Annotated in this window: 15 protein-coding genes; 10 read left to right on the top strand and 5 right to left on the bottom strand. The window is 66.1% G+C overall.

What is annotated here, in order from left to right; genetic code table 11:
* Window positions 1-15 precede the first annotated feature (15 nt).
* Both VG566_RS01145 and msuE read right to left on the bottom strand, forming a co-directional pair.
* A complete protein-coding gene (locus VG566_RS01145) occupies window positions 16-993 on the bottom strand; it encodes a DUF1852 domain-containing protein (RefSeq protein ID WP_049406286.1) in 978 nt (325 codons plus the stop codon).
* A gap of 56 nt (window positions 994-1,049) precedes the next feature.
* Complete coding sequence (gene msuE / locus VG566_RS01150; protein WP_241883896.1) at window positions 1,050-1,634, bottom strand: FMN reductase; 585 nt, start codon at window positions 1,632-1,634, stop codon at window positions 1,050-1,052.
* Window positions 1,635-1,810: 176 nt separating this feature from the next.
* Between msuE and VG566_RS01155 the strand changes: the two genes are divergently transcribed.
* Both VG566_RS01155 and VG566_RS01160 read left to right on the top strand, forming a co-directional pair.
* The gene (locus VG566_RS01155) at window positions 1,811-2,725 is read left to right on the top strand and encodes a LysR family transcriptional regulator (RefSeq protein ID WP_241883895.1); all 915 of its coding nucleotides are present in this window, start codon (window positions 1,811-1,813) and stop codon (window positions 2,723-2,725) included.
* Window positions 2,725-3,597 carry a methylenetetrahydrofolate reductase gene (locus tag VG566_RS01160; protein ID WP_241883894.1) on the top strand — a complete coding sequence of 291 codons (873 nt, stop codon included), beginning with the start codon at window positions 2,725-2,727 and terminating at the stop codon, window positions 3,595-3,597. The genes VG566_RS01155 and VG566_RS01160 overlap by 1 nt, the downstream gene beginning before the upstream one ends.
* 6 nt (window positions 3,598-3,603) lie before the next feature.
* Here VG566_RS01160 and VG566_RS01165 read toward each other — a convergent pair whose 3' ends face one another.
* Complete coding sequence (locus tag VG566_RS01165; RefSeq protein ID WP_241883893.1) at window positions 3,604-4,755, bottom strand: serine hydrolase domain-containing protein; 1,152 nt, start codon at window positions 4,753-4,755, stop codon at window positions 3,604-3,606.
* A gap of 234 nt (window positions 4,756-4,989) precedes the next feature.
* Here VG566_RS01165 and VG566_RS01170 point away from each other — a divergent pair, with 234 nt between their 5' ends.
* From VG566_RS01170 to VG566_RS01180, 3 genes are all read left to right on the top strand, one after another.
* Window positions 4,990-5,517: a DUF6622 family protein gene (locus tag VG566_RS01170; RefSeq protein ID WP_241883892.1), complete on the top strand. Its 528-nt coding sequence runs from the start codon at window positions 4,990-4,992 to the stop codon at window positions 5,515-5,517.
* Between the two features lie 129 nt (window positions 5,518-5,646).
* The gene (locus VG566_RS01175) at window positions 5,647-6,174 is read left to right on the top strand and encodes a hypothetical protein (protein WP_180834645.1); all 528 of its coding nucleotides are present in this window, start codon (window positions 5,647-5,649) and stop codon (window positions 6,172-6,174) included.
* Between the two features lie 10 nt (window positions 6,175-6,184).
* Window positions 6,185-6,751, top strand: a complete 567-nt coding sequence (locus VG566_RS01180; protein WP_032958916.1) for a hypothetical protein — start codon at window positions 6,185-6,187, stop codon at window positions 6,749-6,751.
* A gap of 13 nt (window positions 6,752-6,764) precedes the next feature.
* On the opposite strand, the gene VG566_RS01185 is transcribed toward VG566_RS01180, so the two are convergent.
* Window positions 6,765-7,667, bottom strand: a complete 903-nt coding sequence (locus VG566_RS01185) for a LysR family transcriptional regulator (RefSeq protein ID WP_010485668.1) — start codon at window positions 7,665-7,667, stop codon at window positions 6,765-6,767.
* Between the two features lie 109 nt (window positions 7,668-7,776).
* On the opposite strand from VG566_RS01185, the gene VG566_RS01190 reads away from it, so the two are divergent.
* The 5 genes from VG566_RS01190 to VG566_RS01210 all read left to right on the top strand — a co-directional run bounded on the left by VG566_RS01190 (window position 7,777) and on the right by VG566_RS01210 (window position 13,199).
* Window positions 7,777-8,892 carry a 4-oxalomesaconate tautomerase gene (locus VG566_RS01190; RefSeq protein ID WP_241884046.1) on the top strand — a complete coding sequence of 372 codons (1,116 nt, stop codon included), beginning with the start codon at window positions 7,777-7,779 and terminating at the stop codon, window positions 8,890-8,892.
* A 75-nt stretch (window positions 8,893-8,967) separates the two neighbouring features.
* On the top strand, window positions 8,968-10,026 hold the full coding sequence (locus tag VG566_RS01195) for an ABC transporter substrate-binding protein (protein ID WP_041864185.1): 1,059 nt from the start codon (window positions 8,968-8,970) through the stop codon (window positions 10,024-10,026).
* A 13-nt stretch (window positions 10,027-10,039) separates the two neighbouring features.
* On the top strand, window positions 10,040-10,873 hold the full coding sequence (locus VG566_RS01200) for an ABC transporter ATP-binding protein (protein ID WP_241883891.1): 834 nt from the start codon (window positions 10,040-10,042) through the stop codon (window positions 10,871-10,873).
* Window positions 10,857-11,633, top strand: coding sequence for an ABC transporter permease (locus tag VG566_RS01205; protein ID WP_005409726.1), 777 nt, complete (start codon window positions 10,857-10,859; stop codon window positions 11,631-11,633). The genes VG566_RS01200 and VG566_RS01205 overlap by 17 nt, the downstream gene beginning before the upstream one ends.
* Window positions 11,634-11,765: 132 nt before the next feature.
* Window positions 11,766-13,199, top strand: a complete 1,434-nt coding sequence (locus VG566_RS01210; protein WP_241883890.1) for an OprO/OprP family phosphate-selective porin — start codon at window positions 11,766-11,768, stop codon at window positions 13,197-13,199.
* Between the two features lie 25 nt (window positions 13,200-13,224).
* Here VG566_RS01210 and VG566_RS01215 read toward each other — a convergent pair whose 3' ends face one another.
* A complete protein-coding gene (locus VG566_RS01215) occupies window positions 13,225-14,472 on the bottom strand; it encodes an arsenic transporter (protein WP_241883889.1) in 1,248 nt (415 codons plus the stop codon).
* Between the last annotated feature and the right edge of the window lie 88 nt (window positions 14,473-14,560).

A 14,560-nucleotide genomic window follows, 5' to 3' on the forward strand; every position in this document is an offset into this window, starting at 1 on the left:
TGGTAAATCGATGGATCAGCGGGCGGCCCACTGCTCAAGCACGGCACGGTACGGCTTGATGAAGTGCTCTTCGGTGAACCTGCCCTGCTTGACCGCCAGCTGGCTGCGCTCTTCGCGGTCGTAGACGATGCGGGTGGAGGAGTAGTCCTGGTGCTTCAGGCTGGGCTGGTAGACCTTGCCGGCCACGGAATTGGCGTTGTAGATCTCCGGGCGGTAGATCTTCTGGAAGGCTTCCATGGTGCTGATGGTGCCGATCAGTTCCAGGTTCGAGTAATCGCCCAGCAGGTCGCCCTGGAAGTAGAACGCCAGCGGCGCGACGCTGCCCGGTGGCATGAAATAGCGCACCTGCAGGCCCATCTTGTCGAAGTACTGGTCGGTGGGGGAGAACTCACCCTGGCGGTATTCCACGCCCAGGATCGGGTGATGGTTCTCGGTGCGGTGGTAGGTCCTGCTGCTGGAAACACTGATGCAGATCACCGGCCCCTTGCTGAAGTTGGCGCGGTAGGCGTCCGAGCGCAGGAAGTGCTGGAACAGCTTGCCGTGCAGGTCGCCAAAGCCCTCCGGAATGCCGAAGGTGTCCTTGCCCTCGTTGCTGGCCGGCAGCACGACGCTGAAGTCGTAGTCGCGCACGTAGGACGAGAAGTTGTTGCCAACGATGCCCTCGCTGCGCACGCCGGTCTGCGTATCGACGATGGTCGGCCGCAGCACTTCGATCAACGGGAACGGATCGCTGCCGTCGGCGCCGTCGATGTGCATCTCCACGGAGATGATGTCCAGCTCGACCGCATAGCGGTCCGCATTCGGGTTGTCCCAATGTGCCAGGTCGTTGAAGCGGTTGTTGATCATGCTGATCGTGTTGCGCAGGTTCTCCCGCCGCGACGCGCCACGGGCCAGGTTGGCGAAGTTGGTGGTGATGCGCGTGCCCTCGGCCGGCTGGTAATCCTCGTTGAAGGGGATGCGCGTGATGCTGAAGGTGAAGGTATCGGTCGTCATGGCGGCGTTCCGGGTTGCGGGGTGACATCCAGATGCAGGTCGGCGGCGTCTGGCATTCAAAGCGTTGCGGTGGCCTCTGCGGTAGCGGGAGGCGCGGCGCGATGGGACAGCGCCAGCAGGGGCATCGCCCGCTGCACGGCCAGTCGCGCACGCTGGATCAGTGCGTCGTTGTTCACGCGGCCCTCGGCGAAATCGCGGTCGGTGGCGTAGACGCCCAGGGGCAGGGTGCGGGCCTGGAAGAAGCTGAAGAGCGGGCGCAGCTGGTGGTCGATCACGAGGGCATGGCGCTCGCTGCCGCCGGTGGCGGCCAGCAGGATCGGGGTGTCGACCAGCGCATCCTGGTCGATGAAGTCGAAGAAGTGCTTGAACAGGCCGGTATAGGAGCCGCGGTAGACCGGCGTGGCCACCACCAGGACGTCGGCCTGTTCAACCGCAACCAGCTGCCGCTCCACGGCCTCGGGCAGCTGCGAGCGCCACAGCGCACCGGCCAGCTGCGGTGCCAGCTCACCGAGTTCGATCAGCTGCTGTTCGCTGTGGATGTCTTCGCCGATCAGGTCCAGCAGATGCTCGGCCAGGGCGGCGGCCCGGGAGGGGCGTTGCAGTCCGCCGGAAACGGCGACGATACGGAGGGAGCGGGTCATCTGTTCGCTATCAGCGGGGGAGGGGAGCGCCTTCGGGCATCTGCAGGTGCGCAGCCCTGCAGGCCGGCTGGGTCAGCAGGCTGGCAGGCAACCGAAGGCATGACCCGATCCTAGCCATGCCCTTCCATGACGTAAAATGGTATTACTTCACCAATCCATGAATGAGATTCATCGTCATGTTGGAACGGATCCACCTCAGCATCGTGCAGCAGGTCGAACAGCAGGGCTCGCTCACCGCGGCCGCCGGCGTGCTCAACCTGACCCAGTCGGCGCTCAGCCACAGCATGAAAAAGCTGGAGCAGCAGCTGGGCACCGATGTCTGGCTGCGCGAGGGCCGCAGCCTGCGCCTGACCCAGGCCGGGCAGTACCTGCTGGCGGTCGCCAACCGGGTACTGCCGCAGCTGGACCTGGCCGAGGAGCGGTTGGGCCAGTTCGCGCAGGGCGAGCGCGGCGCGCTGCGCATCGGCATGGAATGCCATCCGTGCTACCAGTGGCTGCTGAAGATCGTCTCTCCCTACCTGGCGGCGTGGCCGGACGTGGATGTGGACGTCAAGCAGAAGTTCCAGTTCGGTGGCATCGGCGCATTGTTCGGTTACGAGATCGACCTGCTGGTCACGCCCGATCCACTGCTGAAGCCAGGCCTGAAGTTCATCCCCGTGTTCGATTACGAGCAGGTGCTGGTAGTGGCCAGCAACCACGCCCTGGCCAAGGTGGACCACGTAAAGCCGCGCCAGCTCGGCCAGGAAGTGCTGATCAGCTACCCGGTGCCGTTCGAGCGCCTGGACATCTACAACCAGTTCCTGCTGCCGGCCGGCATCACCCCGCGGCGCCACAAGGCCATCGAAACCACCGACATCATGATGCAGATGGTGGCCAGCGGCCGCGGCGTGGCTGCCATGCCGCGCTGGCTGGTGGAGGAGTACGCCACGCGCATGGACGTGGTGCCCGTACGGCTGGGCGCCAAGGGCATCCCCAAGCAGATCTACCTGGGTGCGCGCGTGGCCGATACCGGTATCGACTACCTGCTGGCCTTCATCGAACTGGCCCGCAACAGCTCGCCGCTTGCCGGCAATGCACGCGAGGCGCGCTGATGCCGGCCGGTACCTCAGCGCACGCGGAAGCCTTCATCAACGCCTTTTCACTGGAAGTCAGCGCGAAGGCCATGCCTGCGCTGCGCGCCGAGGCGGATCGGATCCCGCGCGGTACGGTCATCTCCATTCCCTGGCTGGCCAGCGAGGATGACGACGCCCGCCTGGCCGCCGTGCGCACCGTGCGCGCGCTCGGATTCGAGCCGATGCCGCATCTCTCTGCCCGCCGCATCCGGTCAGCCGCATCGCTTGCGCGCTTCCTGGAGCGTGCGGCCGGCGACGCCGGGGTCGCGCGTTGCCTGCTGATCGCGGGCGACCTGGCCACGCCCGCTGGGCCGTTTGCCGACAGTGCTTCGATCATCCAGACCGGTCTTCTGGAGCACTCCGGGATCAAGGTCGTTGGTATCGGCGGACACCCGGAAGGGCATCCGGTAATGAGCAGTGACGAACGCTGGCAGGCGCTTGAGCGTAAATGCCAGAGCATCGAAGCGCGCGGCATGGCCCCCTTGATCGTCACCCAGTTCGCCTTCGATGCCGATGCCGTGCTGGCCTGGCTGGAGGCACTGCGCGCGCGTGGCATCAGCGTCCTGGTGCTGGTCGGCGTGCCGGGCCCGGCCAGCGTCTCTCGCCTGCTGCGCTACGCCGCGATGTGCGGCGTGGGCGCCAGTGCATCGATGCTGGCCCGGTATGGCATCTCGATCGGCCGGCTGCTCGGCACGGCAGGGCCGGAGGTGTTCGTCGATTGCCTGGTGAAGGGGCTGACCCGCGCCCATGGCCAGGTCAGCCCGCATTTCTTCCCGTTCGGCGGTATTGCGCCGTCGCTGGAGTGGGTGGCGCAGTACCGGCGCCACATTTCCATCAGCCAGCGCCGATGATCTGCGTCATGGCACGGATCGCGTTGTCCGGGTGCCGGGTTGATCCAGCGAAGGCGCCGGCCTGGAAAGCCTCCCATTGCAGCCACGCATGCCCAGGTCGAGGCGCTCTGCAATGCCCTGCGGGTTGATATCTCCGGCGCGATTGATCAGCACGACGAGCGTTCTTCGATCGGTGGGACGGTGCCGGAGATACCCGGTAAAGCCTGCGGTCCCGCCGCCATGGCCGACTACCTTTCCGCCATCGGAAACTTCCCAGCCGGCCCCCCAGCCCGCCTTGCTGCCATTGGCGAGGAGTGTGTCGCACCACATCCGCTTCAGGGCCGACTCGGGCAACAGTCGATGCTGGTCCAGCGCCACAGCAAAGCGCGCCATGTCGTCGATGCTGGCGAGCAGGCCGCCAGCGGCCCATGCCGAGCCCGGAGCAGTGGGTGGCGGTGCGCGCCAGTGGCCATGCTGGAACAGATGCCCCTGGGCAACACGGCGCCGATCGTCGGCACGACGCGGTCCCGCATCGCGCATGCCCAGCGGCGACAGTATCTCCTCCTGCAGAACCCGCCAGTAGTCCATGCCGGTTGCATGCTCGATGGCCAGGCCGAGCAGGATGTAGTTCGTATTGGAATAGGCGTGCCGCGCACCGGGCGCAAACGCCAGCGGCCGCTCGGCCACCTCTGCGAGCAATTCACGGGGGGCTGGATTCGTCGGCATCAACCGCAGGAAGTTGTCTTCATTCAGATAGTTGGGAATGCCTGAGGTATGGCTCAGCAGCTGCAGCAGCGAAGTGGATGCCCATACGGAAGGCAACCCTTCCACGTACTCGCCGATGGGCGCGGTGACGTCGAGCAGATGCCGCTGCTGGAGCCGGAATATCAGCAGGGCCGTGAACAGCTTGGTGATCGACCCCAGTTCGAACACGGTATGGCGATCAATCGGTGCAGGCCGGGTGTCATTGAGCCGCCCGGTCGTGGACAGCGCGGCAATGCGCCCGTGATCGACCAGAACGGCCGCCATGCCAGGCTGCCGTTCGGCCTGCAGCAATGCGGTCAGCGAACCGCATCCCGCCAACGTCGCCCGGCTCGCCAGCGCCGATGGTGCTGACAGGCCGCAGCCGGTAGCCAGCAGCGCCGCACACAGGCGGCGTCGAACAGGGTCGTGGTACATGCACGTGGCTCGCAGCGGCGTCGTGGTGATGGTAGCGCGGACCGAGGGCCGGCCCGCTCAGGGTGAACCGGGTGAATCCACCCCGACAGCTGCCGGGGACGCGCAGCATGCCGGCGGGTCATCCGCGATGGCTGACAGCTGTCACTGGCTGCAACCCGGGCGGAAGCGAATAGTGAGCGCCAAGGCGAGGACACCTCGCCACCACTCAGCCACCACTCACCAGGGGGACCGCTCATGAACATGCTCCAGCAACTCGCCTCGCAGACGCCGATCTGGGTCTGGCTGCTCCTGGCCTTCCTGGTCACCCGTGGCATTGCCGCCATGAAGCCGGCCCAGACCTCGCTGCAGAAGCTGGCGATCGTGCCCGGCCTGTTTGCCGTCTGGGGTGCGTGGTCGATCAGCCATCGTTTCGGCGCGTCGCTGATCGCCTGGAGCGAGTGGCTGGCCGGCATCGCCACGGGGGCCGCGCTTGCCTGGCTGCTGTTGGGTCGATTGAAGCTGACGCTGGACCGCAGCACCGGCAAGCTCTGGCGCAGCGCGGACTTCAGCCTGCTGCCGCTGCTGCTGGTCACCTTCCTGGTGAAGTACGGCTTCGAGGTCGCATTTGCGGTGTCGCCGACGCTGACCGCCAGTGCCGGCTTCAGCGCCGCCTACCTGCTGCTGACCGGCGGGTTCACTGGCGTCTTCGTGGGCAAGTACTGTCGCTACCTGGCCTCGCTGCGGATGGACGCGGCGGGGAAGGGACTGGAAACCGCAGGTTGATTGACCTGGTAGTGCCGGTCGCTGGAGGCTCCGCAGGTCATCGGCAATCGAGTTTGGCGTTACCATCGGAGCGGCTGCACCTCCCGTGAGAGCCCGGGATGGATGGAACCATCTGAGCAGGAATCGATAGTGGAAGCGATATATCCGGTCGGCGTTGCAGGGGGAATGCGGATCATCTGGTTTGCCTGGGTATCAGGTGACCATGATCGGGTGATGTCCAGCAATGGAAGGCCTGTCTGCGATAGCAGCAAGGAAGGGCTGGAGGGTCAGGTTGCCGCGCGCGGCCGAGTCCTGGACTGGGAAGGAGAGTCCGTCATTGACCTCGACTCGCTGATCTCGTCTGTAGATTCAGGGCGGGAGGTCGACCCCGGGGAGGTCGTGGATGCATGGAATTTCATGACGGACCTCTCCAGGGTGATCGACAACGCCCCCAATCAGCTGTTTCATGCCGAGTTGATGGAGACCTATGACATCTTCTTTTCGCAGTGCGAGGTCGCTCAATCGCTTGGTCTGAGATCGATTTCCATTGCAAGGCGCGATCTGGATCGAGCCCTTGTTGTCCTGCGCGACGGAAGGCGAATGGTGCAGGGCATCCAGTTGAACATTGAAAGTCCTGTGCCGTCGCCAACCGTCGGGCGCACGCATGAGATCCATTGATCTGTGGACAATGAAACGGAACGCCAGGAAGGCTGGGTTGCGGGTGGTTGGCAACTTTCTGATTGTTTCGTACACGCGCGATGTGATCTCCGGGTTTGCCATGGACCCAGCGCCGTCCTCCATCTATGTATGGACCTTCGCACTTCCGGTCTATGACGGCCTGCCACACCTGCATATGTCTCTCGGCCAGAGGGTCGCTTGCCCGGAAGATCCAAAGGACTTTTTCCGCGGCACGCACGAGGCTCACCTCGCAATGCTCGAAGGGGTGAGAACAGCTGCGGACCTTCTGATGTATGTTGAAGAGGCCGGTTTCGAGGGCGATTACTGCCAATGGGTGAAGTACCTGTCCACCATTCGCCTGGGCGATTTCCCGGCCGCAGACGCTGCACTGAAGAATCTGCTCGCACTGCCGGTGTCCAGCGCGATCCGCGGAAGACTGGACAGGATGCTGGAGGCAATCGGGCGAGGTGGCGAATCAGGCGCGCGGCAGCTTCTGCAGGAATGGTCGATGCAGACGGCCCGATTGATGGGTGGCAGCAGCACATTCGCCTGGAGTCAGGACAGCACAAGCGCGTGAACCGTGCGGTTGCTCACGCCTCCCCACGCCACTGGCTCATCAGCATCTGAAGGAATCGCTCTGCGGTGGGCGAGAGCAGGGCACCCCGTCGGCGGACGATGCCGATCGTGCGCGACACCACCGGGTTGCCGATCGCGCGCGTCACCAGGGTGGGGTGATCCCCGTCCGGCGTGGCCATCTTCGGTAGCACCGACACGCCGATGCCGGCCTCGACCATGCCCAGTGACGTCGACAGGTGCGTCACCTCGTAGTGCCAGCTCAACTTGAGGTTCTCGCGCGCCAGCGCGCCGTCCAGCAGCGTGCGGTTACCGCTGGTGCGATGCACGGTGATCAGCTGGTGCTCGGCCAGATCAGCCCATTCCACTTTGCGCTTGCGGGCCAGCGGATGATCGCGCCGGCAGGCGAGGACGAAGGGGTCCTCGGCCAGCACGTCGAAGTCGAGATTCGGATCGTTGGCGCCCATGAAGTTGATGCCGAACTCGACTTCACCACGTTCCACTGCCTGCAGACCCTCCGTGGCCGGGATATCCAGAATGCGGAAGCGCACGTTCGGGTGTGCTTCGTGGAAACGCGCCATCACGCTGGGCAGGAAGTAGAACGCCGCCGTCGGCAGGCACGCGATGGTCACGGTGGCGCCGCGGGTGTCTTCGCGGCCGCGCAGCGAGAACAGCGAGCCATCGAATTCCTCCAGCATGCGGCGCACCAGTGGCAGCAGGTTCTCGCCGACAGCGGTGGTACTGACGCTGCGCGTGGTGCGCTCCAGCAGCGGCGAACCCACGGCCTGCTCCAGCTTCTGTATCCGTCGGCTGAGCGCCGGCTGGGAGACGTGCAGGATTTCAGCGGCGCGATGGAAGCTGCGTGTCTCCGATACCAGCAGGAACGCGCGTAGATCCAGGATTTCGCAATTGATGCTCATTGGGTATCAATCATCCAAAAATCAGCAATTCACAGATCAATTAGGGTCATGCCAGTATCGAATCACAGAGGGGTCATTCATCCCCTATACGCATCAATCTAGCACACGTATGTCCAACGATCTGCTCAGCATTCCCTGCGTGCTCATGCGCGGCGGCACCTCCAAGGGCCCGTTCTTCCTGGCCAGCGACCTGCCGGCGGACACCGCCGAACGGGATCGCCTGCTGCTGGAAGTGATGGGCTCGGGCCATCCGTTGCAGATCGACGGCATCGGCGGTGGCAACGCACTGACCAGCAAGGTGGCGATCATCGACCGCTCGAGCCGGGCGGACGCCGACGTGGACTACCTGTTCGCCCAGGTCCGGGTGGAGCAGCAGGTGGTGGATACCTCGCCCAACTGCGGCAACATGCTGGCGGCCGTGGGCCCGTATGCCATCGAGCGTGGGCTGGTGCAGGCGCAGGATCCGCAGACCGAGGTGCGCATCCACAACGTCAACACCGGCAAGCTGATCATCGCCACGGTGGAAACGCCGGGCGGCAATGTGGCCTACCGCGGTGATACGCGCATTGCCGGCGCGCCGGGCGCAGCCGCGCCGGTCAGGCTCTCCTTCCTTGATGCGGCAGGCGCCCGCACCGGCAAGCTGCTGCCCAGCGGGCATGCGCAGGAAACCATCAATGGCGTGCCGGCCAGCCTGGTGGACTGCGCCATGCCGATGATGCTGGTGCGTGCCGAAGACCTGGGCGTGCGCGGTGATGCCTCGCCCGCCGAACTGAACGCGGACGCGGCGTTCATGCGCCGGCTGGAAGCGCTGCGCATCGAAGCGGGCGCCCGCATGGGCATCGCCGACGCCGGCAACAAGGTCATTCCCAAGCCGGTGCTGCTGTCGGCGCCGCAACAGGGCGGCGATCTGCAGGTGCGCTATTTCATGCCGCACCAATGCCACACCGCACTGGCCATTACCGGTGCGGTCGGCCTGGCCACCGCCGCCGTCACGCCGGGCACGCTGGCCCACACTTTGGTCGGATGCCGGTCCGTTCCCGGCAGCATTACCCTCGAACATCCGAGTGGGGCCCTGGAGGTGGGCCTCAGTCGCAGCTCGGGCGATTCGCCGGTGATTGCCAGCGTGGTCCGCACCGCACGTCGCTTGTTCGAGGGGCGCGTGTACGCGACTTCGCCCGCCACGGCCACTGCCACCCAAGCCCGCCAATGGACGTCAGCGGCATGATCTGAACCCGGACGGGCCTGCATAGACGCGCATGCCCGCCATTACAACGTAGATGCTTCACTCCTGGGAGGGATGATGTACAAGCAGTTCTTCTTGGCCGCGCTGTGCGCGGCCGGTCTGGCCGCGGCCGGATGCAGCAACAGCGGGCGCAGCGAAGGCGCATCCGCCGGCGGTGGCGACAATGCCCCGGTTCGCATCAGCGTCGGCTCCTACAACCTCAACAACCTGCCGTTCTTCATCGCCGACGCCAAGGGGTACTTCAAGGACGTCGGCCTGCAGGTGAAGACCGAGAACTTCGCCCAGGGCGGCTCCAAGGTATTGCAGGCGCTGGTGGCCAATTCCACCGACGTGGCCGTCGGCTTCTACGACCACACCATCCAGATGCAGGCCAAGGGCAAGGACGTGGTGGCCTTCGTACTGCTCTCGCGCAACTCCGGCCTGGTGATGGCCGGCCGCGAGGATGCCACCTTCGATCCGGCGCGCCCGGAGACCATCAAGGGCCAGAAGGTCGGGATCACCGCGCCGGGCTCCTCGTCCGACTTCTTCGTCCGTCACTTCCTCGCCCAGCACGATATTCCGGCCGACAGCATCTCGTTGATCGGCGTCGGCTCGGGCGCCGCAGCGGTGGCCGCGCTCGAGCAGGGCAAGATCGACCTGCTCGTCAACTATGATCCTGCCGCCACCCTGATCACCGAGCGCAAGGTCGGCAGGATCATCCTCGACGCGCGCAGCGACGACGGCGCCCGCCAGGTCTATGGCGGCCTGTACCCGACCTCGGTGATGTACGCCAACCAGAGCTTCCTGGACACGCGTCCCGAAGCAGCCGAGAAGATCGCCCGCGCCGAGCAGATGGCCTTGAAGTTCATCGCCGACAACAGTGCTGAAGACATCGTCGCCGCGCTGCCGGACAGCTACGTCTCCGGTGACCGCGCCACCTATGCCCGCGCGGTGGAGAACGCGCGCGCGATCTTCACCCGGGACGGTCACTTCACGCCTGCCGATCTGGAAACACCGCTGAAGGTGCTGCGTGAGTTCAACACGGATGTCGCCAAGGCCGATATCGATCTGTCCCGGACCTATACCAATGCCTTCGTCGAGCGTGCCAACGCTGCGGCGCCGGCTGCCCAACCGTAAGCGGAGGTAAACCATGGCCCTCAATGCCACCGTGCGCCAGTTCAATGGCGCGCCGCAGCTGGAGCCTGCACAGACCATGGTCGCCATCAACAAGGTGACCATGTCCTTCGGCGAATTCACCGCCGTACGCGATGTCGACATCCAGGTGGGTGACGGCGAGTTCCTTGCCATCGTCGGACCCACCGGCTGCGGCAAGAGCACCATCCTCAATTCCGTGGCGGGCCTGCTGAAGCCGTCGTCGGGCCAGGTCAGCATCGATGGCCGTGCCGTCAGCGGCGTGCAGGAGTCGGTCGGCTACCTGTTCCAGCAGGACGCGCTGCTGCCGTGGAAGACCGCGTACCAGAATGTTGAACTCGGCCTGCGCTTCCGCGGTGTGCCCGAGGCCGAACGCAAGGCCAAGGCCAACGCGTGGCTGGCCAAGGTCGGCCTGGCCGGCTTCGAGCATCGCTACCCGCACCAGCTGTCCGGTGGCCAGCGCAAGCGCGTGCAGATGGCCCAGGCGTTGATCGTCGAGCCGAAGGTGATCCTGATGGATGAGCCGTTCTCGGCGCTGGACATCCATACCCGCCACCTCATGCAGAACGAGCTGCTGCGGTTGTGGCAGGAAGACCGGCGCTCGGTGCTCCTGATCACCCACGATCTGGAAGAAGCGATCGCCCTGGGCGACCGCGTGGTGGTGCTGTCCTCCGGCCCGGCCAGCCGCGTGGTGCGCAGTTTCGATGTGGATCTGGAACGGCCGAGGAACGTGGCCGAAATCAAGCTGGATGACCGTTTCACCGACCTGTACCGCGACATCTGGGCCTGCCTGCGCGGCGAAGTGGAGAAGAGCTATGCACGCCAAGACTGACAAGTTCATCCAGCTCGCGCTGGTGGTCGCCGTGTTCGGTGGCTGGGAAGGCGGCATCGCGCTGGGCGTGATCGACCCGTTCTTCTTCCCATCGCCAACCGCCATCGTGCAGCAGGCCTGGACCTGGCTGTCCGATACGTCGTTCTATCAGCATGTCTACATCACGCTGACCGAAACCGCGCTGGGCTACATCATCGGCACCGGCCTGGGTGTGGCCGGCGGCGTCTGGCTCGGCCTGAGCCGCCGCTCGGCACGCATCCTCGATCCCTTCATCAAGGGCTTCAACGCGATTCCGCGCGTGGTGCTGGCGCCGATTTTCGTGCTGTGGCTGGGCCTGGGGCTGTGGTCGAAGGTGGCGCTGGCGGTCACGCTGGTGTTCTTCACCACGTTCTTCAATGCCATGCAGGGCGTGCGCGAGGTGAATCCGGTGGTGCTGGCCAATGCCCGCATCCTGGGGGCGAGCCGCAGTGACCTGCTGCGCCATGTCTACTTCCCCGCAGCGGCGAGCTGGATCCTGTCTTCGCTGCGTACTTCGGTCGGCTTTGCCGTGGTCGGTGCGATCATCGGCGAATACCTCGGCGCCTCGGCGGGCCTGGGCTACCTGATCGCGCAGGCAGAAGGCAACTTCAACGCTGTGGGTGTGTTCGCCGGCATCATCATCCTGGCGGCCTTCGTGCTGGTCATCGACGCGCTGCTGGACGTGGTCGAGAACAAGCTGATCACTTGGCGTCCCAACGCCCAGGCACAGGCCACCAGCTGACCCGGACGGGCTGAGCCCGCCTGCCGCGCCGCCGGGCCGATCCGGCGGCGCGCGCTTCCTTCCCCGATCTTCCCCCGCACCACCGCAACGGGCCAGCGCCAGGCCAGGGGGCCGGCTGGCCGGAGAGAGCCCATGAACCATTCCAACGTGCTGCCGCTGGCAGCGCTGTCGGTCGCGCTCGGCCTGCTGTTGGCCAGTGGCCATGCCGACGCACAGTCCACGTCGTCGCTGCCCGCGCCGCTGAGCCAGGCCGAGCTGTCACGCCTGGTGCAGCAGCAGGCACTGCAGATCCAGCAACTGGAAGCACGCCTCCGCGCCGTCGAGGGCGGGCAGGGCAGTGCGAGGGCACCGTCAACGCCGCCCGCGCCTGCGCTGGAAACGCGGGTGGCCGCACTGGAAACCAGCCAGTCCAAGCTGCCGAAGGTCTCCTGGGCCAAGGGTGCACCGGAGTTCAGCAGTGCCGACGGCACGACGGTGTTCCGCCCCCGTGGCCGCCTGTTCGTCGATGCCTCCAGCACCGACGGTTCGGCGGTCGCCGACCGCAACGTTTCGGGTACCGAGATCCGTTCGGTGCGCCTGGGGGCCGAGGGGCGCTACGGCACCCTGGGCTGGGTCGTGGAGGGCGACTTCGCCGACAACGCGGTGGCGTGGAAGTCGGTCTACGCCACGCTGGACCACACGCTGTTCGGCCTGCCGGCCGATCTCACGATCGGCAACCGCTTGAACGATCGCGGTATCGATGGCTCAAGCAGCACCTCCAACACGCCGTTCCAGGAACGCAACGTGGTCGGCACGCTGCTGCTGCCGCAGCGGGGCCTGTTTGGTGTCGGGCTCACCGAGCGGGTGTATGGAAGGGGCTGGCATGCCAGCCTGTCGGTGGCCGGCAACGACCTCAACAACGCCGGCACCGACAACGACAGCCAGACCTGGGCCACCCGCGTCCACTGGAATCCGCTGGACACCGCCGACGCCACGGTGCATCTGGGCGCATGGGCCTTCCACGAGAAGATTCCCGCCGGGGCCAGCGGCGTGGTGCGCAGTTCGGCCATCGCGGGGCATTTCAACGATCTGGTCAGGATCACACCGGGCACGCTGGTGGGCGCCGAGCGCAGCACCGCCTACGGCGCGGAACTGGCCGGCTTCTTCGGCCCGGCGTGGGCAACCGGCGAGTGGGGTACGCGAAGCCTGCGCGGGGCCGATGCCAGCGGGCGCTATGATCGCGACCACGAAGCGTGGGCGATCTCGGCCGGCTGGTTCCTGGCGGGCGCGCTGCCGTCCTACTCGGGCAAGGCCGGCACGTGGGGCAAGGTAAAGGTGGCCGATCCGGTGACGCGCGGCGGCAGTGGCGCGTGGGAACTGAAGGGCCGCTATGAGGACGTGGACTATGCCGAACTGCCCAGTGGTGGTACCGGTCACGCGTGGACACTGGGCGCGAACTGGTACCTCAACGATTTCAGCCGGGTGATGTTCGAAGCCGTGCGTTGGCAGACCCGCCACCGCAGCGGCAGTGCTGCGGGCAGGGATGAAGGCACCACCTTCAATACCCGTCTGCAGCTGGTCTTCTAGGGCCGGGCCGCCGCCTGCATTCTGGTCACAGCAGCAACAACGCAGCGATGAGTGCAGGCGGCATCACCAGCGCGCCGACGCGCAGGAAGTCGAGCGCGCTGACATGCTCGCCCTCGCGGCGCAGCGCCACCAGCCACAGCATCGTGGCCAGCGAGCCGGTCACCGACAGGTTCGGGCCCAGGTCCACGCCGATCAGCAGTGCGGCACGGGTCTGTGCGGGCAGTTCAGCCATCTGGCCCAGCGAACCGGCGGCCAGGCCGACCGGCAGATTGTTGGCTACGTTGCTCAGCAGTGCAGCGGCGCCACCGGCCAGCCAGCTGGCCTGGTGGGGAGAAGCCTGCGCCATGGCCTGCAGCGCGCTTGCCGCAGCCTGGATGACGCCGGTCTGCGCCACCGCCTCCACCAGCACGAACAGACCGGCCACCAGCGGCAGCACGCCCCAGGCGACATGCCGCAGCAGCGGCAGCGGGCTATGGCGCTGGCGTATCACCACGACCGCCACGCTCAGCGCGCCGGCGCAGAACGTGGCCAGGCCCAGCGGTCCGTTCAGCGCGGACGTCACCAGCAGTACGCTGCCGGTGAACAGCACGCCCAATGCACTCAGTCGGCCACCCTCGGTCAGCGGGCGATGTTCCGGTGCGGCGACCAGCGGCTGCGCGATTTCGCGCCGGTGTACCCAGCGCAGCACCAGGTAGGTGGCACCGATCGCCGCCGCCGACGGCAGCGCGAACTGCGCCAGCCACTGCAGCAGTGGCGGCATGTGCTGGCCGTACACCACCAGGTTGGCCGGGTTGGAGATGGGCAGCACGAAGCTGGCCGCATTGGCAATGAAGGCGCAGACGAACAGGTAGGGCAGGGGATTGGCGCGCGCCGCCTTGCAGGCCGCGTAGACCGCCGGTGTCAGCACCACGGCCGTTGCATCGTTGGACAGGAACACCGTCACCAGCGTGCCGACCAGGAACACCAGGTCGAACAGGCGTCGCCCCGATCCGCCCGCATGCCGCACCGCGTACAACGCCAGCCAATCGAACAGGCCTTCGCGCCGCGCCAGTTCGGCCAGCACCATCATGCCGACCAGGAACAGGTAGACGTCGCGGCCTTCGGCTACCGCGCCCCATGCGGTCTGCAGCGATACCGCGCCCAGCAGTGGCAACAGGGCGGCAGCACCCAGCGCCCACACATACTCGGGGATGCGGAAGGGACGGAACAGCAGGCCGATGGTGGCAACGGCGACCGCTGCCCAGATCACGAGGGGGGAATGGGGGGCGAGCATGGAGTGGGGGCTTCAGCGGCACCGGCAGCGACCCCGGCGCAGGTGCTCCTGGCGCACGCGATCAGCGGATGGGCGGCCGCTGCAATCA

The organism is Stenotrophomonas sp. CASM114, assembly GCF_049384325.1.
Taxonomy (GTDB): Bacteria; Pseudomonadota; Gammaproteobacteria; order Xanthomonadales; family Xanthomonadaceae; genus Stenotrophomonas; species Stenotrophomonas muris.